At 41.9% G+C, this 20,693-nt stretch carries 19 protein-coding genes; 15 read left to right on the top strand and 4 right to left on the bottom strand.

What is annotated here, in order from left to right; translation table 11 throughout:
- Complete coding sequence (locus ACOAOT_RS20815; protein WP_420218711.1) at positions 1-1,362, top strand: MATE family efflux transporter; 1,362 nt, start codon at positions 1-3, stop codon at positions 1,360-1,362.
- Here ACOAOT_RS20815 and ACOAOT_RS20810 read toward each other — a convergent pair.
- Entirely contained in the window at positions 1,352-3,622 is a 2,271-nt protein-coding gene (locus ACOAOT_RS20810; RefSeq protein WP_420218710.1) for a sensor histidine kinase, read from the bottom strand. The two genes, ACOAOT_RS20815 and ACOAOT_RS20810, sit on opposite strands and share 11 nt — an antisense overlap.
- A gap of 8 nt (positions 3,623-3,630) precedes the next feature.
- Entirely contained in the window at positions 3,631-4,326 is a 696-nt protein-coding gene (locus tag ACOAOT_RS20805) for a response regulator transcription factor (protein WP_104433342.1), read from the bottom strand.
- A 149-nt stretch (positions 4,327-4,475) separates the two neighbouring features.
- Between ACOAOT_RS20805 and ACOAOT_RS20800 the strand changes: the two genes are divergently transcribed.
- The 12 genes from ACOAOT_RS20800 to ACOAOT_RS20745 all read left to right on the top strand — a co-directional run bounded on the left by ACOAOT_RS20800 (position 4,476) and on the right by ACOAOT_RS20745 (position 16,867).
- The gene (locus ACOAOT_RS20800; RefSeq protein WP_420218709.1) at positions 4,476-5,621 is read left to right on the top strand and encodes a glycosyl hydrolase family 18 protein; all 1,146 of its coding nucleotides are present in this window, start codon (positions 4,476-4,478) and stop codon (positions 5,619-5,621) included.
- Positions 5,622-5,819: 198 nt separating this feature from the next.
- The gene (locus tag ACOAOT_RS20795; protein ID WP_420218708.1) at positions 5,820-6,650 is read left to right on the top strand and encodes a helix-turn-helix domain-containing protein; all 831 of its coding nucleotides are present in this window, start codon (positions 5,820-5,822) and stop codon (positions 6,648-6,650) included.
- Positions 6,651-6,734: 84 nt separating this feature from the next.
- Positions 6,735-7,727: an ABC transporter substrate-binding protein gene (locus ACOAOT_RS20790; RefSeq protein WP_420218707.1), complete on the top strand. Its 993-nt coding sequence runs from the start codon at positions 6,735-6,737 to the stop codon at positions 7,725-7,727.
- Positions 7,728-7,826: 99 nt separating this feature from the next.
- Positions 7,827-9,572: an ABC transporter ATP-binding protein gene (locus ACOAOT_RS20785; RefSeq protein ID WP_420218706.1), complete on the top strand. Its 1,746-nt coding sequence runs from the start codon at positions 7,827-7,829 to the stop codon at positions 9,570-9,572.
- A 2-nt stretch (positions 9,573-9,574) separates the two neighbouring features.
- Positions 9,575-10,573 carry a FecCD family ABC transporter permease gene (locus tag ACOAOT_RS20780; protein WP_420218705.1) on the top strand — a complete coding sequence of 333 codons (999 nt, stop codon included), beginning with the start codon at positions 9,575-9,577 and terminating at the stop codon, positions 10,571-10,573.
- Positions 10,574-11,614, top strand: a complete 1,041-nt coding sequence (locus tag ACOAOT_RS20775; RefSeq protein WP_420218704.1) for a FecCD family ABC transporter permease — start codon at positions 10,574-10,576, stop codon at positions 11,612-11,614. It abuts the gene before it with no gap.
- 19 nt (positions 11,615-11,633) lie between these two features.
- Positions 11,634-12,461 (top strand): ABC transporter ATP-binding protein, encoded by an 828-nt coding sequence (locus ACOAOT_RS20770; RefSeq protein ID WP_420218703.1) that lies wholly within the window; start codon positions 11,634-11,636, stop codon positions 12,459-12,461.
- Between the two features lie 21 nt (positions 12,462-12,482).
- On the top strand, positions 12,483-13,223 hold the full coding sequence (locus ACOAOT_RS20765; protein WP_420218702.1) for a nucleotide-binding protein: 741 nt from the start codon (positions 12,483-12,485) through the stop codon (positions 13,221-13,223).
- A 34-nt stretch (positions 13,224-13,257) separates the two neighbouring features.
- Entirely contained in the window at positions 13,258-14,535 is a 1,278-nt protein-coding gene (locus ACOAOT_RS20760; protein ID WP_420218700.1) for a nitrogenase component 1, read from the top strand.
- Entirely contained in the window at positions 14,522-15,673 is a 1,152-nt protein-coding gene (locus ACOAOT_RS20755) for a nitrogenase component 1 (RefSeq protein WP_420218699.1), read from the top strand. The genes ACOAOT_RS20760 and ACOAOT_RS20755 overlap by 14 nt, the downstream gene beginning before the upstream one ends.
- A 189-nt stretch (positions 15,674-15,862) precedes the next feature.
- Positions 15,863-16,399 carry a GNAT family N-acetyltransferase gene (locus ACOAOT_RS20750; protein WP_420219463.1) on the top strand — a complete coding sequence of 179 codons (537 nt, stop codon included), beginning with the start codon at positions 15,863-15,865 and terminating at the stop codon, positions 16,397-16,399.
- Between the two features lie 78 nt (positions 16,400-16,477).
- Positions 16,478-16,867, top strand: coding sequence for a VOC family protein (locus ACOAOT_RS20745; RefSeq protein WP_420218698.1), 390 nt, complete (start codon positions 16,478-16,480; stop codon positions 16,865-16,867).
- A gap of 85 nt (positions 16,868-16,952) precedes the next feature.
- On the opposite strand, the gene ACOAOT_RS20740 is transcribed toward ACOAOT_RS20745, so the two are convergent.
- Positions 16,953-17,561 carry a DUF1847 domain-containing protein gene (locus tag ACOAOT_RS20740; protein WP_420218696.1) on the bottom strand — a complete coding sequence of 203 codons (609 nt, stop codon included), beginning with the start codon at positions 17,559-17,561 and terminating at the stop codon, positions 16,953-16,955.
- Between the two features lie 28 nt (positions 17,562-17,589).
- Positions 17,590-18,282: a hypothetical protein gene (locus ACOAOT_RS20735; RefSeq protein WP_420218695.1), complete on the bottom strand. Its 693-nt coding sequence runs from the start codon at positions 18,280-18,282 to the stop codon at positions 17,590-17,592.
- A 338-nt stretch (positions 18,283-18,620) separates the two neighbouring features.
- Between ACOAOT_RS20735 and larE the strand changes: the two genes are divergently transcribed.
- Together larE and ACOAOT_RS20725 are read left to right on the top strand one after the other, a co-directional pair.
- Positions 18,621-19,433 (top strand): ATP-dependent sacrificial sulfur transferase LarE, encoded by an 813-nt coding sequence (gene larE, locus ACOAOT_RS20730; RefSeq protein WP_420218694.1) that lies wholly within the window; start codon positions 18,621-18,623, stop codon positions 19,431-19,433.
- Positions 19,434-19,512: 79 nt separating this feature from the next.
- Positions 19,513-20,484: a leucine-rich repeat protein gene (locus ACOAOT_RS20725; protein WP_420218693.1), complete on the top strand. Its 972-nt coding sequence runs from the start codon at positions 19,513-19,515 to the stop codon at positions 20,482-20,484.
- The last annotated feature ends 209 nt before the right edge of the window (positions 20,485-20,693 follow it).

Genomic DNA, 20,693 nt, shown 5'->3' with positions numbered 1-20,693 from the left:
ATGGGTATGAAAAAACAGAGAAAAGAAATTAACATGATTACGGATCATCCGGGAAGGTCGCTTCTCCTTTTTGCACTTCCCATGATCCTTGGTAATTTATTTCAGCAGTTTTATAATATTATTGATTCTGTTGTGGTAGGACGTTTTGTTGGGGAAGAAGCCCTTGCTTCCGTGGGGGCATCTTTCTCTATTACCAATGTATTTATTGCCATAGCGGTAGGCGGAGGAATCGGAAGTTCCGTCGTGGTATCACAGTTTCTTGGAGCAAAGCAGACAGGGAATATGAAGACAGCCATTTCCACAACGCTGATTAATTTCCTGACGATTGGTGTGATTCTGGGCGGTCTTGGTCTGGCATTTAATGACCGTATTTTATTACTTATGAATACACCTTCCAATGTTTTTGAACAGGCAGCGGTATATTTAAGTATTTATTTTATTGGTCTGCCATTTCTGTTTATGTATAACGTGCAGGCAGCGGTGTTTCAGTCTCTGGGAGACTCTAAAACACCGCTGTATCTTCTGCTTTTTTCTTCGTTGTTAAATATTGTGCTGGACCTGGTGTTTGTGACACAGTTCCATAAAGGAGTATCTGGTGTCGCAGTAGCCACTTTAATTGCACAGGGACTGTCCGCTGTTTTGTCATTTTTCATTCTGATCAGGCGGCTTAAAGCTTATGAAACCACAGAATTATTCCATATATATGACTGGAAGATGACAGCCCACATGATGCGGGTAGCCATACCTTCCACGCTTCAGCAGTCCATTGTACACATTGGGATGTTATTGGTACAGTCGGTTGTCAATGGGTTCGGATCTGCGGTTATGGCAGGATTTGCAGCAGGAACCAGGATTGAATCCATCTGCATTGTACCAATGCTGGCTCTCGGAAATGCCATGTCTACGTATACCGCTCAGAATATGGGAGCTAAAAAAACAGATCGTATTAAGAAGGGATATGGTGTCTGTTGCATGATGGCAGCAGTATTCGCAGTGATTATCTGCATCATAATGGAGGGCTTTGGAGAAATATTTATCAGAAGCTTTCTAGATGAAAGCAGTGCAAGTGAAGCGTTTGCCACTGGAATCAGCTATGTTCATTTCATATCGTTCTTTTATATCTTTATTGGGTTAAAGGCAATAACAGACGGGCTTTTAAGAGGTGCAGGAGATGTAGTGGTGTTTACGGCCGCCAATCTGGTGAATCTGGCTATCCGTGTATCGGGAGCGGCTTTGCTGGCGCCTGTAATCGGGGTCCAGGCCGTATGGTTTGCAGTACCCATCGGCTGGACCGCTAATTACATCATCTCACTGATCCGTTATCTCACCGGAAAGTGGGAGCGAATTCACCTTATTTCTTAAGGGGAAATGCAACAGTTGCTTTAAACAAATCTCCGTCAATATAAAGCTGAAACTGCCCTCCCTGAAGTTCTGTCAGGCTCTTCGCAATGGAGATTCCAAGACCGCTTCCTTCGGTAGTTCTTGCAACATCACCGCGGACGAACCGTTCCGTCAGTTCGTCCGCCCGGATGTTTAACGGGTTTTCAGAAATATTTTTTATGGTAAATAAAATCTTCTCTTCTTCTTTCGTAATGTCTACATAAACACGACTGTGTTCCATTGCATATTTAAACGCATTGTTGTAAAGGTTTTCAAGGACTCTCCATAGGTACCGTCCGTCTGCCTCAATCAACATAGCATCATCTGGAAGCGTAGACACCAGTTCTAAATGCCTCAGTGCAAACTTTTCTTCAAATTCCCCGTTTGTCTGATAGATCAGTTCAACAAAATCAATACTTGTCATATCTAATTTCAGGTTACCGGAGCTTGCTTTGGAAGCCTCCACCAGATCTTCGGTCAATGTTTTCAACCGCTGGGATTTCTGTTCCAAAACCTCAAGATAACCCTGAATTCGAGGATCCTGAATTTTCTCCCTTTTAATTAAATCCACATAATTGATGATCGACGTAAGGGGAGTTTTTATGTCGTGGGAAACGTTAGTGATCAGATCAGCTTTCAGCCGCTCACTGCGGACCTTTTCCTGCAGCGCAGTTTCAAGTCCTGTGCTGATATGATTGATATTTTCTGCCAGCTCCCGTTCTTTTCCATAAAATTGTTTGGTATCAATTTTATATGTGGTATTCCCGTTGGAGATGTTTATCAGCGCCTGATTGATCTGATCCGTCTGCCAGGCATTTTTATACATCTGGTGAAATACCCACAGATCCAGAAGAATAAACAGCATGGCTACCGCTCCCATAAGAATCCGGGATTCTAAATCGTTATAGGTAAAGAGTAAAAATGAAAAAGCCATAATCATCACAACATTAAAAATCAGAAACAGCGAATAGGTTATCATAATTCTGGTTGTAAAACGGTGATGCTTAAAATAGAGTAAAAGGGTTCTTAACCCTTTATTTAGCAGGCTGTTTTTCCATAAAACTCCGGTCTTATACTGTTTTAAGAGGTTTAATAGTGCAGAAACTCCTGTCACATATAAGATGAGAACTTTTAAAACCAGCTCCCCATAGTACCAAACCTCAGTGGAAAGGAACAGATGGATAATCTTAAAGAATATAAGCTGTGAAGCCAGCAATGCAATCCCACAAGCTGCCAGATATAAGATCACACTGATCTCAGCAGGAAGCCCATCCATTCTCTGCACGAGAGGTGAAGGACTTTGTTCTTCCGGAGTACCGGCAAGTAGAATCAACATGTAAAGTGTTGCGGCGCATCCTAAGATTCCAAGAGCAAGACAGATCATACCAACGATGAAAAACAGGCGCATCTGATCGAAGGATTCAGCTGCCTGAAAGTAGGCGTCTTTGTAAGGATAGGATGTATTAACAGCCACTGACATATGATAATTCCCATTGTTATAGGGATTCATCTTTTCAAGCTCAGGCGAAACGTTCTTTGGAACAGATGTTAAGTTGGAGTCTACATAGAGTGCCTCACCTGTCACGTATAAATATTTGCCCAGGGATTTAAACTCATCGACGGTTTTACCTGGGAAATTGGTATAGAGTTTATAATCCTTGTCTGTATTCTGATACTGGATTTCAAACTTTAAGTTCCCTGGATTTTGGATAAACCGGTAATAGAACCGGTAATAGTTTCCCAAATGAGAGAGAACCTCATAGGAGAGCTGATCGATGGACTGAAAAGAGTCACCTGGTTCTGCGGCCTTAAAGTCAGGTTCATAGGCCCGGTAAACGACCTGATAATTTAGATCTTCACCTGTATTATTATTAGGGTGACCTCCACTTACTTTAAACTGTTCATTTAAATAATAACCCTTTGACTTGGCGTGGCGGATCATCTCATCCAATGTGAAATCTTTCGTAGTTCCCGGCCCATCAGCAACCCGAATAATAAATTTGGAATAATCCAGTTTTCCGTTGGTCTCAAATACTTCCTTATACTTTACATAATTAAAAATATCATCAATATCGGATTTTAACTGGCCTGCAAACTCGGGGGTATCTTCATAACTTTCGTTTGCAATCCATCCGATGCCTTCTCCATAATGGGTGTTATTGTACATAACAGAGACACCGATCACTACAAGAAGGGCGAACAGGAGATGGGCCAGAATGGCCTTTTCTTTTCTTTTTTTCATAGTGGCTCCTATTGCTTTTCGATCTTATACCCAACGCCCCAGACCACTTTTAAATATCGGGGCTCTCTGGGATTGATCTCGATTTTTTCCCGGATATGGCGGATATGAACAGCAACTGTGTTATCGGCGCCAATTGCCTCCTCATTCCAGATCTGCTCATAGATTTCATCAATGGAGAAGACCTTTCCTTCGTTTTTTACAAGAAGTAAAAGGATGTTATATTCAATAGGAGTCAGCTTAATGATTTCATCATCAACTGTAACTTCCTTATTATCATCATTAATGGCAAGTCCACCGCATTTATAAATCTGTCCGGCAGGCTGCTGATTCATATTTCCAAGCTGGGTATAGCGGCGCATCTGCGATTTGACTCTTGCCACAAGTTCCAGTGGGTTAAATGGCTTGGTAATGTAGTCATCAGCCCCGATATTTAAACCGAGGATCTTATCGGTGTCCTCTGATTTGGCTGAAAGAATGATGATAGGGATGCTGCTTGTCTCCCGTACTTTTAAGGTGGTGCGGATTCCGTCAAGGCCGGGCATCATTACGTCCAGTATCATTAGATCCACTTCATTTTCTTCCAATAGTTCCAGGGCTTCAAAGCCATCGTAGGCTTTTATTACATGGAAGCCTTCTCCGGTCAGATATATATCAATCGCTTCAACAATTTGCTTGTCATCGTCACATACTAAGATATTTTGCATTTGATAACCTCCTTTTTTCAATATTATACAACGAAGGCAGTAAAAAAGCACATTACATTTTTATGAAGAGAAGGAAAATGAAGCAGTTTCTAGCATGTTTCCAGCTGATTTTTCATATGCTTTACCAATTCAGATAAAAGGGTGCTGCTATGAACATATATGTAGTACAGCCGGGTGACAGTGTAGATTCCATTGCCGCGTCCCAGAACGTTCCGGTAGAAGTTTTGACATATGACAATCAGATTTATCCTCCATACCGCCTGGCAGTCGGTCAGGCACTTTATATCAGGGGTGACAGTCCTCCCGAAGACAGGATTCCACTTTATGTGTTTGGCTATGCATATCCCTTCATTAATCCGGATAATCTGGATGAAACTCTTCCATTTCTAACAGATCTTTACGTTTTTTCTTATGGATTTACGTTAGAGGGAGATTTAGTTCCACCTCAGAGCCCGGATGACTGGATGATCGATCGTGCACTGGAAGCCGGAGTGCGCCCGGTTCTGACTTTAACGCCCTTTGGACCAGACGGCCGGTTTAATAATAATCTTGTGACAAACCTGGTACACAACCCACAGATTCAGCAGCGTCTGATATGGAATCTTGGTAAGATCATGCAGGAGAAACGGTTTGGCGGTCTGGATATTGACTTTGAGTACATTATGGCAGATGACCGTCAGGCTTATGCGGACTTTGTAAAGCGGATCACCCAGATTATGAATCAGTTTGGCTATCAGGTAACGGTAGCACTTGCCCCCAAGACATCGGCCGATCAGAGTGGGCTGTTATATGAGGGCGTGGATTACAGGCTTCTGGGGGAAGCAGCAAACAGGGTGTTGCTTATGACTTATGAGTGGGGATATACATACGGCCCACCCATGGCGGTAGCACCAATTAACATGGTTAGAAAAGTGGTAGACTACGCAATAACAGAAATTCCATTATATAAGATCAGTCTGGGAATCCCGAATTACGGATATGACTGGCCGCTCCCATACGAAAGGGGAGTCACCAGAGCAGAAACCGTAAGCAATTTGGAAGCGGTTCAGATTGCAATTGAAAATGGTGCGGAAATTCAGTTTGATGAAGAGGCCATGTCACCATTTTTCCGTTATTGGAAATATGGAGTTGAACACGAAGTCTGGTTTGAAGATGTAAGGAGTTATAAGGCTAAATTTGATCTTATAAAAGAATATGGATTAACGGGAGCGGGATATTGGCAGATTATGCAGTTCTTCCGGGCTAACTGGCTGGTGTTGAGTCAGATGTTTGTGGCAAGGAAGGTTGGGGATTAGCTAGAGTGAATGCAGGGTGAGGGAATGTTAATTCTTCCGTTATCCTGCATTTTTATTTTTGTTTATACAAATGAGTGTGCAGCTGATTGATAATGGTAAAAAAATTGCCTATTTCATGAACTTATGCTATAGTATACTATGCGGTTAGCAGAAACTAACTTAACAGCTGTAATGTTTTATATTAAAGAGGAAAGACAAATGAATCAAAACAATTTAGTGTTGAAATATGCAAAAGCAAATTTAGAAATGGACGAAGCATTCCATATATGCGTTCCTCCCGGCAGCAGGGTAGATGCTGTGACCACCATGCAGGGGGTCTGCGGATTTGTAATTCCCATCCATGGCAAGGCTTTATTTAAGGTGTGTAATGAAAACTATGAACTGAAAAGAGGAACCATTCTCCATGCAGGCCCGGATATGAACTTAAGTAAGGAAGTAATTGGAGAGGAAGAGTGGGAGTTCATATTGCTTCATTACCGGGTGTTACAAGAGGAAGAAAGGATAGATTCTCTTTTAAATATGCATTATATAATAAATCTATTTCCCAGTCAGAGTGAGGAAATTATGAAAATTACAGATTACATTATGGACCAGCAGAAGCAATATGGTACCAAATATCTATTATCCACGAAAATTTTATTATACGAGCTGATTGAAAAACTCTTTGCCTTTTCCGAAGAGAGTCTGGCAAAAAAGCCAAAGGATTGGATTGAGGAGGTGCTATTATACATCCATGAACATTTGGAAGATAATTTATCTGTATCTGAGATTGCAGAACACTTTAAAATGGGTGGGAAGCAATTTTCCTATTCCTTTCAGAAAAAGACAGGATTCCCACCAAAGAGATATATTATGCAAATCCAGCTCAAAAAAGCCAAAGAGCTTTTGTCAGAAAGCAGTTTAAGCATTGCAGAGGTTTCCAGACGGATTGGCTATGAGGATGCACTTCATTTTAGTCGAATGTTCAAGCGGAGCACAGGCATAGCACCCAGTGCGTTTCATCGCCATTTTGGAAAAAATCCATATTAATTTTGGAAAAAGTCCATTCATTTTCTCATTTTCTTATGCTATATTCTCCTTTATAAAGGAAAGATAAAGCAAAAAGGAGAATGTATGAAAAAAATTATATCCATTGTAACCATTGCAGCATTATCATTGTCAATGCTTTCAGGCTGTCAAAGCATCAGTGAAAAGACAACTGCAGATGCAAAGGATTCAACAGATATGACTGAAATAGCGGTGGAATCAGTTAATGAATCCGGGATAGCCTATCCATATGAATACACAGATGCAGCAGGAAGAACCATTGTCATTGAAAAAGAACCTCAAGCAGTGGTGACCAATTATCTGCCTTTGTGGGAAACCCTGATTCTTCTGGGGGTTAAGCCAATTGCTGTATCTGGTGCAGATAATTACATAAAGACCTGGGATGCCTTTCAGGGGTACGATGTAAGCGGAGTGAAGGACCTTGGCGCCAGTGAGCTTAACCTGGAATTGCTTGCCCAGTTAAAACCGGATATGATATTAAACCAGAGTTATGATATGAAAAACCTGGAGATTGGAAATCTGGAGAAAATCGGACCAGTTGCTGTCTTTGGAAATGATACCAAGATGGATTGGCGGCTTAGTCTGAGAGAAGTTGCCAAAATTGTGAATAAACAGGACAAGGCAGAAGAAGTAATTAAAGATATGGATGAAAAGCTGGAGGCGGACAGAGAAAAGCTGGCAGAAAAATATAAAGACCAGACCGTAGTTCAGTTTTCACTCATGGGTAAAGATAAATATTATGTTGCATACCGCCCGGATCTATATGATAAGGAGAAAGGACTGGGATTAAATGTTCCAGAAGGCTTTACTCAGTCAGAGACTTATGAGCAGATCTCCATGGAAGCACTTGTTAAGATGAACCCTGATTACATCTTTGTCAATGTATTTGACGGGGATGAGCCGTTATTGGAAGAACTTGAGAATAACTCTGTGTGGAAGTCATTAAAGGCAGTAAAGAATGAACATATATACCAGATTGATGGAAGTGGACATGCAGCCAGTCCTCTTGCAACCTTATACACCGTAAATTTTATTACTGATAAATTAACGGCAGATTAAATTTCAGAAACTTAAGGAAAAATGGTATTTTCAAACAGGCAGATACGGTGTCGTTACGAATGTATCTGTCTGTTTCATTTTTTAGAAATGAGAGAAACGATGTTAAAACAGGCAATGAAGTATTATAAACCCTATAAAGTTCTATTTTTAATTGATTTACTCTGCGCAGTGGCGGTAGCTGTAGTGGAATTATTATTTCCCTATGCCATCAGTCATATTGTTGATGATCTGCTTCCCCTGGGAAAATGGGATGAGATGGTAAAAATCAGTCTTTTGCTGGTCCTTGCATATTTTTTAAATACCTTTTTATATATGGTCATTGATTATTGGGGTGAAAAGCTAGGTATGTACATTGAAAATGACCTCCGTAATGATCTCTTTACCCACTTGCAGAAGATGTCTTATCAGTTCTTTGATAATAATAAAACCGGACAGCTAATTGCAAAGGTTTCTAACGATCTGCATCAGATAGGAACGGTTGCTCATTATGCGCCAGAGCAGTTTCTGGTTGCCGGTTCTATGTTAGTAACCACAGTAATCATCATGTTATCCATTAGTAAGCTGCTTGCCTGCCTGATTGTAATGAATGTAGTGTTACTTTTAGCAATTAATATTAATTTTACGAAGGTCATGGTCAATATTTCACGGAGCTTGTTTGGCAATGTGGGAGAGATGTCAGCAGAACTGGAAGAAAATTTTGCCGGAATTCGTGTGGTACAGGCTTATTGCTGTGAAGCACATCAAAGAGAGACATTTCAAAAAACCACAGAGCGCTACTGCAAGCGGCAGCAGGAGGGCTTTCTTCGAATTGCAGCCTGTAATGGAATTACATATTTTGTCACAAAACTTCTTCCGGTTTTAATTATACTGGCCGGTGGCTGGCTGGCACTTCATGGCAGAATCAGTGAGGGACAATTCTTTAGCTTTATTCTGCTTACCAATCTGCTGCTAAAGCCGGTTGAGATGCTAAGTAATTTTGCTGCACGATACCCAAAAGGAATCGCCGGATTTCAGAATTTCGTGGAACTAATGAAGATAGAGCCAGATATTAAGGACCGTGAGAATGCAGTGGTACTGGAACAGCCAAAGGGCGAGATTGTATTTAAGGATGTAAACTTTTCTTATGAAGAAGGAAAGCCGGTTCTTGAGAATCTGTCTCTTACCATAAGGGAAGGAGAGACGGTGGCTTTTGTAGGAAACTCTGGCTCAGGAAAAAGTACGATCTGCGGTTTAATACCAAGATTCTATGAAATCAGTAAAGGCTCCATTCAAATTGAAGGAAAGAACATTCAGGATATCCGTTTAAAATCCTTGAGGCAGCATATCGGTGTAGTGGCACAGGATGTATTTCTTTTCTCCGGAACAATAGAGGAAAATATCCGGGTTGGGAAACCAGATGCAAGTGAGGAAGAGCTGTGGAAAGCAGCAAAGCAGGCAAATCTTTATGATTTTATTATAGAACAGCCCAATGGAATGAAAACCATGATCGGGGAGCGGGGAATCAAGCTTTCCGGTGGGCAAAAGCAAAGGCTTTCCATTGCAAGAATGTTTTTAAAAAATCCTCCAATTCTGATTCTGGATGAGGCAACCTCAGCTCTTGATGCAGAAAATGAGATGGAAATCCACCGCTCCTTACGAGAACTTTCCAAAGGAAGAACCACACTTTTAATCGCCCATCGTTTTTCTACCATTAAAGATGCCAGCCGTATCATAGTGGTGGAGCCAGGCGGAACAATTCAGGAAGGAACTCACGAGGAACTTATGAAAGACAATGGGATTTATAAAAAGTTATATGAATTACAACAGAATGCACTTACTAATGACAGTTTAGGTGGGAAGGAGTAAGAATGAAATACAGGAACCGGGTTATGATCGTGATTTCAGGCAGCCTCTTTGTGCTCTGTGTGGCGATTTTCATATCCATTATGACGGGTGCCGCTAATCTCACTTTACAAGTTGTGAGTGACTCATTTTTCTCGTTTCATGCAGATGACTCAAATCATCTGCTGGTTCGGGATATGAGAGTACCAAGAGCAATCTCCGGCGCTTTAATCGGAGCTGCCCTTGCTGTGGCAGGAGCAATGATGCAGGGAATGACCAGAAATCCACTGGCAGATTCCGGTCTTATGGGACTAAGCGCAGGTGCGGGATTATTTTTAGCTGTTTCCCTGATATTTTTAAAGGGAATGAGTTATTCCGGGATTATTGGAATGACTTTTCTTGGAGCCGCCTTTGGTGCAGGGAGCGTACATCTGATCAGCATTTTAGTTCCGGGGGGAAATGAATCCATGAAGCTGGTGCTTGCAGGGGCTACTGTAAGTACACTATTTTCTGCTATCAGCCAGGCAATTGCCATCTACACCAACGCATCCCAAAGTATTATGTTCTGGACCATGGGAAATGCTTCTGGAGTCACCTGGTCCCAGTTAAGGATCGGAGGCCCGGTAATAGCCGTCAGCATTGTGGCCGGAATTGGGTTATCAAAGAGAATCTCTATCTTGAATATGGGAGAGGAGACCGCAAGGGGGTTAGGAGTAAACACCGGACAGACCAGGAGACTGGGAACGATTCTGGTAGTACTGCTTTCTGGAACCTCCTTTGCTCTTTGCGGAAGTATTACTTTTGTAGGAATGATGATTCCTCATTTTGTGAGATTTCTGGTGGGGCCGGATTATCGGCTCATTATCCCTATCAGCGCCTTACAGGGAGCCGTTTTGGTGGTGGTGGCAGATGTGTTTTCAAAGACCATTAATGCTCCGGCTGAAATTCCCCTGGGAGCGGTAATCGCGGTGATTGGAGTCCCGATATTTCTTTATTATGCAAGCAAAGAAAGGGGGAGAGATTAAATGAAAAAACTATGGAAGCAGTTCGGGAATATCCGTTTACTGATAATGTCATTACTGCTTTTAGGAGGCCTTTTCTTTGTAAGTATTAACGCTGGTTATACTCCCATTGGATTGGGAGATATGTTGCGCATATTAAGCGGTGGGGGAGATGGCGGAGAAAACATGATTGTATTTGATTTTCGCCTTCCTCGTATCGTGGTTGCAATATTGGTGGGCATGGGATTTTCCCTGTCAGGCTGTGTGTTGCAGGGCATTACAAGAAATCCGTTGGCAGATCCGGGACTTTTGGGCATTAATTCCGGTGCAGGAATCGTAGTTCTGATTTTTATGACATTGTCCGGTACCCTTAGTATGGGAGGTGTTCTGAGCCTTCCCTTCCTCTCCTTGCTTGGAGCACTGCTGACCAGTGGATTGTTATATGCCATCTCGGTGCAAAAAGGACGGGGACTCAATACAGCCCGGCTGATTCTCAACGGAATTGCCATTCAGGCCGGTATCAATGCACTGATGACCATACTGGTTCTTAAATTGGATGACACCCAGTACAATACCCTGGCTGTCTGGCAAGCGGGAAGTATTCATAATTCCAACTGGAAGATGGTTGTCAGTCTGGTTCCCTGGATTTTCACCGCAATGGGATACCTGTGTATGAGAGCAAAGGAACTGGATATTTTGATGGTTGGCGATGAACTTTCTGCAGGAGTGGGAGTTTCAGTTCAAAAAGAGAAAAAAATACTGCTATTTATGGCGGTAGCACTAGCGGCTGCTTCTGTATCAGTAAGTGGCAGCCTGCATTTTGTGGGACTTTTGGGACCACATATGGCAAGAAGAATTGTTGGCTCCAGACACAGGATACTTCTTCCTTTTTGCGCTGTAACCGGCGCAATTCTGGTACTGGCAGCGGATACCATAGGCAGGATTATAATAGAGCCGTCGGAGATTCCGGCAGGAATTGTAGCTGCAATTTTAGGTGCACCTTATTTCCTCTTTCTTTTAGTTACGAACAGCCGTGCTGGAAGAAAAGAGAACGCAGGAATATAAACATTTGGGAGGAACCAGGATGAGAGAATTGAGAACGGACCAGGTAAGAGTAGCTTATGGGGAAAATGTTATTATCGAAAACTTAAGCCTAGAGATACCTTCTGGTAAAATCACCACCATCATAGGTCCCAATGGTTGCGGCAAATCCACTCTGTTAAAAACCATCGGAAGGATTATGAAGGCGAAAAAGGGATTGGTGTATCTGGATGGCACAGATATCTATGAGTTATCCGGTAAAGAATTTGCCAGGAAACTTGCAATTCTTCCCCAGAGCCCTCTTGCACCCGAAGGTCTCACAGCGGAAGAACTGGTATCTTATGGACGATATGCTCATCAAAAGGGATTTGGAAAACAAAGTGAAAAAGACCGGGAGATAATCAGGTGGGCGCTTGAAGTCACCAATCTTTCAGCACTCGGAAAAAGAAGTATTGATCATATGTCGGGAGGACAAAGGCAGAGGGTGTGGATTGCCATGGCATTAGCACAGCAGGCAGATGTAATTTTACTTGATGAGCCAACCACTTATCTGGATGTGGCCTATCAGCTTGAGATATTGGAACTATTAGAAAATCTCAATAAAACCCAGGGGTGTACCATTGTAATGGTGCTTCATGACATCAATATGGCTTCCAGGTATGCGGATTATCTCATTGCATTAAAAAAAGGAAAAGTAATAGGGAAAGGTACGCCCCATCAGGTGATTACCAGGGAGTTACTTCGGGAGGTCTATCAGATTGAGGCGGATATTATGATAGAAGATTACAGTAAAAAGCCGGTTTGCATGTCCTGTCGGCTTTGCCGTCACAAGGAACCGGACACAGCGGTGGTAAAAACAGCAGTCGTGTAGTAAAATGGAGGTCAGCAAAATATGAAGAAAATAGCAATATACGGAAAAGGCGGCATTGGAAAATCCACTACAGTATCCAATCTGTCTGCAGCACTGGCTGCTAAAGGATATAAAGTGATGCAGATCGGGTGTGATCCTAAAGCAGATTCCTCCAGGAATCTGACTGGAGGGAAGAAAATTCCAACGGTTCTGGAGCTGTTACGGGATAAAGAAAATGTGGTGCTTACGGATCTGGTTTATGAGGGAGATGAAGGCGTACTATGTGTGGAAGCCGGAGGACCGGTTCCTGGAGTTGGATGTGCAGGGCGCGGAATCATTACGGCATTTGAAAAGCTGGAGGAGTTAGATGCATTTTCAGTATACCAGCCGGATATTGTAATCTATGATGTCCTGGGAGATGTAGTATGCGGCGGATTTGCCATGCCAATAAGGGGCGGTTATGCAGAGGAAGTCTACATCGTATCTTCCGGTGAGATGATGTCCTTGTATGCAGCAAATAACATTGCATCAGCCGTTAAGATGTTTGGAAAACGAAAATATGCCTCTCTTCGTGGAATTATTTTAAACAGCAAAAACATTGAAAATGAAGAGGCACTGGTGGAACAGGCAGCCAGGGAGATTGAGACCCAGGTGGTCTTTCGGATACCAAGAAATCCGCTGATCCAGCAGGCAGAAGCATTGGGAAAAACCGTGGTCAGTGCATTTCCGGATAGTGAGATGGCAAAAAACTATGAGAAACTTGGCAATTTGATTTTTAGTTAAGCCAGTTATTTAACTAACTGAAAAGGAGATTTTTATGAATCAACAGCTTAAGGCCTGTCGGTTATCTGAGATAGAGAGCAATCAGGGAATCCCTTTTTCCCATGCAGCCCCCAGCGTGGGGCATCATTGTCCCATGCATACGGCGCTGGCAACGCTTCAGGGGGTAAGGGGTGTTTCCACACTTGTTGTGGGAATGCCGGAGTGCGGATTTTACAGCAGATATGTGATGGAGACACCAAAAGGTCCTGGTGGAGAGCTTCACTATACGTATGTGTTAGATGCCAATGAAGTGGTATTTGGATGCCGGGAAGGATTACTAAAAGCGCTGGAAGAAATGGAACGAGACGGAGCAGATGCAATTGCTGTTATAATGACTTGTGTCCCGGCGCTGATTGGAGAAGACATTCAGGAAATTACGGAAAGCTTTGGTGCAGGGCACAGGGCCAGGGCGGCTGCCATGGATCTGGCCCATTATAAGCGCAATGGTTATGAGGCTGGTTATTATGAGAGTTATCTGGCACTGGCAGAATTTTGTGATACATCAAAGAAGGAAAATGTGGTCTTCCTTTTAGGCGGAGCGCAGTCACAAGAGGGCAAGGAACTATGTGGATGGTTGCATACAGGATCTTCTTCCTATGATATCGTTACAATTGAAGATGTCTTTGAATTAAGTCAGTTTACTAAAATTAGCAGTTCCTGCCTTAATATTGTCACGAATATTCATTTCCTTCCCTTGGCGAAGCGATTAGAAGAAGTCTATGATATTGCTTATGTCTTTCTGGGAGAGTCTTATGGAAGAGATGGCATTCAGGAGGCATATAAGAAAATAGGAACCGCCCTTTTGTTGAGAGAGACTCCGGTCTTTTCTCACTCCCAAGAGGCTGCTAAGTTAGAAGCCAGGGTGAGAGAGGGGTTAGAGGGCAGCCGCTTTCTCCTTACAGCAAACATTCCGGATGCCCTGATTTTAACCGAGTATCTGTGTTCCCTTTCAATGACTCCCTGTTTTCTACATCTGGAAGAATACCAGCAGTGGATGAAAGAATGGAAGAATAAGATATTGTCCCACGGTTCTAATCCTTTGACTGCATTTCTTGTAGAAGATAGCATGACAGAAGACGGATTTAAGGAGCTTGGTTTTGAAAAGCCGGGAAGTTATCGGTTTGTCATTGGAAAAGAGATTGGGGAGGAGCTTGGTTGTCTGAAAGCAGGAAGAAGCTTTTTGCCGCGGCTCATTGGATATGAGAGAACCTTTGCCCTTCTTAAACTTCTTGACGGGCTTTTAAGAGAGGAGAATACCTATGCCGCTTTATAAGAACGTACCGGAGCCATCGGGAAGAATGGGACTAATATGGTCGCTGGCAACGATCTATGACAGCGCTGTCATTGAATATGGTTCCATGGGACATATGCTGTACGCCCAAAAATGGATGAGTCAGACTGGATTAGTAAAATATGGGGAGTTGATATCTACTCATTTGTCTGAAAAGGATATTGCATTGGGGATTACAAAAAGGCTGGAAGAATGTGTAGAAGAAGTGGTAAAGTCTGGTCGTGCCAAAGCGATCTTTTTGATTCCATCAAGTGTGCCCGAGATGATTGGAACCGATCTGGAGTCCATTGGAGAAGAGCTGTCTGCGACATATCCGGGCATCCCAATTATTTCATTTAAAGCAGGAAATTTTAAGGCTTCAAGGGAACAGGGGATGGAGGAGGCCTATGAAAAAATCGTCCGTTACCTGTCAGAAAAGGAAGATGAGGAAATTGGTACATTAAAAAAGGATTCTTTTAATGTATTTGGTATCTCCTGTGACTGGTCACGTTTTCAGGCGGACACAGCAGAGATCTGCCGCATGATGAAGAAAGGCTTTAACATGGAACCGGCCGCAATATTGGGATCATCCTGCAGTATGGATCAGATCTGCCAGATGACAAAGGCAAAAATAACGCTGGTTATTCGAAAAGAAGGCCTTAAAGCAGCTAAGCTTCTTTATAAACAGTGGGGCATTCCCTACCTTTATCTGGCACCCTATGGATTTGCCGGAACTCTTCAGTGGATAAAGGAACTGGAGACTCTTCTTGGTAAAACCGCAGAACAAACTTTCCTTAAAAAGGAGCAGGAAGAGGCCGCACATGCAAAACATATCTGCCAGCTTTATACCAGACTTCATAAAGAGCGGGCAAACATATGGATTAGCGGAGAAGATGAATTAGCCAGAGGTATCAGCACATTTGCCATGGACGAGATTGGATTTACATTTGCTCAGGGTGGGATTCATATGTCCGATGGAGTAGAGCTTAGGAATAATCCCGGGATGTTTTCCATTGAAGTCAGACGCAGCATCCTGTCTCAGAGTATAAACCCTTATGAACTTCCATTTATGGGATTTCGTGGAGCCTTAAATTTATGCGGACTGTGGCACCAATACATAACGGATAGGGAATTTCAGTGATTTGTGATGTGACACTAGAAAAGGAAGGAGCCGGCAAGAGGGGGGATCCTGCCGGCTAAAGTATGAAAAAAAGTATATTCTAAAAGGTTACTGGCCTCTTTACATTTATTACTATACCGGGAAATTGTGATAGGAGTTTGTTGTAACTGTGAAGAGTTTGTGAAATACAGGGGAGGATTTGTGAGAGCAATGGAGATTCTAACGGAGCGTCTTTGTTTAAAAGAATATGATAAGAGTTGTATTAATGATTATTATAAGCTGAAGTCATGCACATCTGTCTGGACTTATTCAACATTTGTTCCTGTGCAAAGTATACAGGAAGCAGAACATTTACTAAATGAGCAAATTGTTACCAGGGAACAGCACAACGGGGGTTTTATGCCTTTATATCAAAGAGATAATAACCAGTATATCGGAGAGGCAGGAATTATCTCAATAAACAGGAATGCGAATCGATGTGAGATAGGTTATAATCTACTGCCTGAATTTTGGAATCAGGGATTTGCCACTGAGATTGCCGCAAAGCTGGTAATACATGCAATTATTGATCTGAAATTTGAGCGTGTCGAAGCTTTAGTGCTTTCAGATAACAAAGCATCATGCAGAGTCATGGAAAAATGTGGTTTTAAATGTGAAGGTATTCTAAGGCACTTTAACAGGCACAATGATAATTACCGTAATGTTAATTACTATGGTATCATATCCTCGGATATTAAATCTATCTGATGACATAATTAATAGGTGACAGACAGTTGTCCTGTTATAAGTAGTATGATAATAAAAAACAGGAGGTATGACTAAGGAATGAAATTAGATGGATTTGGCATTTTTGTAGAGGATATGCCAGTAATGGTACGGTTTTATCGCGATGTACTGGGATTTGATATAAAGGAAGATGAAAACACAACCAATGTTTACCTGGAGAAAGACGGCACCTTGTTTTTGCTGTATCGGAGAAGTGATTTTGAGAAGATGACAAACAGGGGATTTCATTATGCAAAGGCAATCAATGGGCATTATGAAATAGCGTTGGGCGTGGAAAATTTTGATGCCGTTGATTTGGCATTCCAGGATGTGGTTTCTAAGGGAGCTACTCCGGTTATGGAACCGACCACAGAGCCCTGGGGTCAGCGTACCTGCTATATTGCAGATCCGGAAGGAAATTTGATCGAAATTGGCTCATTTAATCAATAAATACAAACAGGAAGGCTGCTACCACTAGAATGAGCGTTGGCAGCCTTCCTATCTATTATTAAACATTGGATTTCAGATGGCATGCTTAGTCCTTTGAAGGGAAAAGCTTATCGTGATAATACGCATTGGCCTGATAAATCGCGCCTAAAGGATTATGGCACAATACACGGTCTTTGACTGCAAATACGGTGACAGGGGCTTCGGAATACTTTATAAACAGAGAATCGTGTCCGACACAAAGACCAAGTACGATGTTTAAATCCGTTTTGGCTTCGTTAAGAAAATGAGCCTGTGCAATAGGATTACACATAGCCACCGGATTATCATGAATTCCAATTAACTCCCTGGAGAGATGACCGGTTTTACATAATATGGATTCCACCTGAAAACCATTGCTTACAAGTACATTTCGTAATACTTCTGCTTCATCTGTAAGCCCGATACAAAATGCCAGCCCCAGATTTTTGTATTCACATTCTCTGGCAAAATCCATAGTTTCTTCCAATCTGGTTTTACTACCATATCTGTCACTTACCACAATCGCAGAAGCCCTGGAGATTTTTAAGTTTTCCTCATCCTGATATAAAGATGACAGATTCTCCATATCATTTGAGAGACTTGGGCAGCCTCTGGGTGCATTTGAAAAATCACCTGAACTGCAGGAATGAACTTTACAGGAAGCACAAAAATACATAATATTCACTTCTTTCTTTTCGTATTTTCTATTTTAGTAATTTTAATGTATTTAATATCTCCTGGGCTTTACCCTGGGTATCCGGTGTATATAATGAGAAGACAAATATTATTTTATTTCCTCGGATACAAGCATAAAAATCCAAATTAATAACATCTTTGTAGATATATCTGGATTTTATTGCTGCAAATTCCCCCAGCTGAGTGTTGGTTCGATCAATAAAAGTCACCTTATCCGTTAATGCACTGACAAAACCCACTTCATAGGCATTGGCATATATTTGTGGATCAAGATATTCAGGACATGTTTCATTATCAAATGTAATTAACATATTGTCGTTGGATATATCAAATGTTTGAGAATTACCATCAAAAGCAGTAGTGGTCACATCCCCTGGAATCTCAAGAGAGTACCCAAATTCTTTATTTTTATATGTATTAGAAGCCTTCTTATTGTCGGCATTTGAATCAAGCCATTTCCCGGAAGCGTCGAAAGTATAATTTACACCATTAATGTTTTGTGTGGTATTTGTTAACATCACACCATTTTCATCAAAATAATACCAGTTACCCTGGTCCTCAATCCACTGGCTGACCACTGGTGTTCCGTTCTGATCGTATTTCCACTGACCATTATCCTGTTGTATCCAACCGGCAAACGATTGAATGGTGAAAAGAGATGACAGACATGCTGATAATAATAGAATTTTTACTTTTTTCATATGATCCCCCTATTGTAGCTGTTTTTATATATTATATAGGAAAAAGGTACAGATTACAATCAGATGTGCCGCGCTGCCTGAGTTAACACAGACAGGCTCAATAAGCTTCGAAAAAGGGAGGAGCCGGTAAGATTGGCGGGATCCTACCGGCTGAAGTATGAAAAAGTATTTATATGAAAGGGTTATTAGCCTCTTTGTAATTATTAATATACCGGAAAAATGTGACCAGATTATGATGCTACTGTGAAGAGTTTGTGAAAATGAGGAATTGACACTCCTCTTTCCGGTTGCTATAATTCCTATAAACATATTAATAAAGTGTGGTAAAAGGAGACTATATGAATATACAAGAGAAAGACCAGAAATTGAGGACTTATATTTCAGAATTGGAAAGTCTGGCAGTTGCTTTTTCTTCAGGGGTGGATTCGACATTTTTATTAAAAACGGCACATGAAGTTCTTGGAGACCGGGTGATTGCTGTGACAGCCAAATCCTGTTCCTTTCCGGAACGGGAGCTGAATGAGGCAATTCAGTTTTGTGAGAGAGAAGGAATCCGGCATTTTATTGTTGACAGCGAAGAACTGGATATAGAAGGTTTTAGCAGCAATCCCCAAAACAGATGCTATTTATGCAAGCATGAGTTGTTTGAAAAAGTGGCAGAAGTTGCGGCAGAGCATGGGATAAAGCAGATAGCGGAAGGCTCTAATCTGGATGATAATGGCGATTACCGCCCTGGGCTCATTGCTGTTGCAGAGCTGGGGGTCCACAGCCCCCTTCGCTATGCCAAGTTGAATAAGGAGGAAATAAGGGAGTTATCCAGGGAGCTGGGATTAAATACATGGAACAAGCAGTCCTTCGCCTGTCTGTCCAGCCGGTTTGTGTATGGCGAGACTATATCCAAAGAAAAGCTCTCTATGGTTGACAAAGCAGAGCAGCTTTTACTGGACTTAGGGTTTTCCCAGGTGAGAGTTCGCATCCATGGTACAATAGCCAGGATCGAAGTGCTCCCGAACCAGATTGCCCAGCTTATTACTGAACCTAAAAAAGGTGTGATAACGGCAGAGTTTCATCGGATTGGTTTTTCCTATGTTACACTGGATTTAGACGGTTACCGCATGGGGAGCATGAACTTAACGTTGAATCAGGAATAAATATAAGGAGAATCTGTTGATTTTTTTGCCTCTTTCTGTTATATTGATTTGTTAAACAATCTATTGGAGAGGTACTAAAATGTTTTTATATGAGACAGTAAATGATCATGTGCGGATTTTGACATGCAGAGGATACGGGAGTATAGTACGTGTTCCGGAGAAGATTGGGAATCTTCCGGTGACGGAGTTGGCGGAGTATGCATTCTCCAACAGCGAGGGAAGGGATGAGATGCTTTCTCATATCGGAGATGGCATTCAAATGTGCGATGAAGAGGGAAGTCCCGCCTCCTATGAGGAAAAGGATCTGCCGCCAGAAATAACAGGCGATCTTTTGGAGGATCTGTATCTTCCTCCTTCCATTAGAAAAATTGGAAACTATGCTTTTTATAATTGTTTTGGGTTTCGTCATATGGAGTGTTTCAGCTCTATAGGGGATCTGGGCTCTGGTTTGTTTACCGGATGTCTTGGAATCAGAGATCTGGATATTCATATTACAGCTGGGAATCGTTCCTGTATGCAGGGCATTGTATCGGAACTGAGGCAGGAACTTTATGTAAATTATCATACAAAGAATATGACTGCAAGACTGATATTTCCTGAAATGTACGAAGAGTCGGTAGAACACACGCCAGCTCGGATTGTATTCCGGGAGATGCACGGATGCGGGCATTTGTACCGATATTGCTTCGACCAGTCCGAATTTCAGTTTCATAAATATGATGCATTATTCCCCCATGTCCGTGTTCAGGAATCGGATCGTTTGACTGCAGCGCTTGCACTCTCAAGACTGTATACGCCCCTTAATCTCCTCCCCAAAGACCGGAAGATTTATGAGGATTATTTAAGGGAGCATCTACAGGCTGCAGGGGAAGCGACTCAAAAGGAAAGTGAATTATTTCTGTGGCTGGCGTCTGAGTATTGCAAAGAGCAAACTGATTTTGACCGGCTGATCGATCTGGCATCGGAAAATAATAATACGGAGCTGCTAAGTTCTCTAATGGATTTAAGGCATTTGCGTTTTCCTGTAAAAAAACGCACATTTTCTCTTTAACATGAATTAATTTTAATATTATCATTAACATAGTAAGGTGTATGAAATGGGAAATTGCTCGTTTCATGCACCTTTTATAAAATGAGTATTTAAAGGTATTGACATAGATTATAAATGGGTGTAGAATGATGAACTGTTAGTTTACTTTAATGCACTAATATGAATTAAAATTGTTTTATTGTTATTTTCTTTATTACTTTCAATTAAAA

Origin of the sequence: Lacrimispora struthionigena (assembly GCF_048627165.1) — a bacterium.
Lineage (GTDB): Bacteria > Bacillota > Clostridia > Lachnospirales > Lachnospiraceae > Lacrimispora.
The sequence above is the reverse complement of the archived record's forward strand: the minus strand, read 5'-3'. Positions and strand labels throughout refer to the sequence as shown.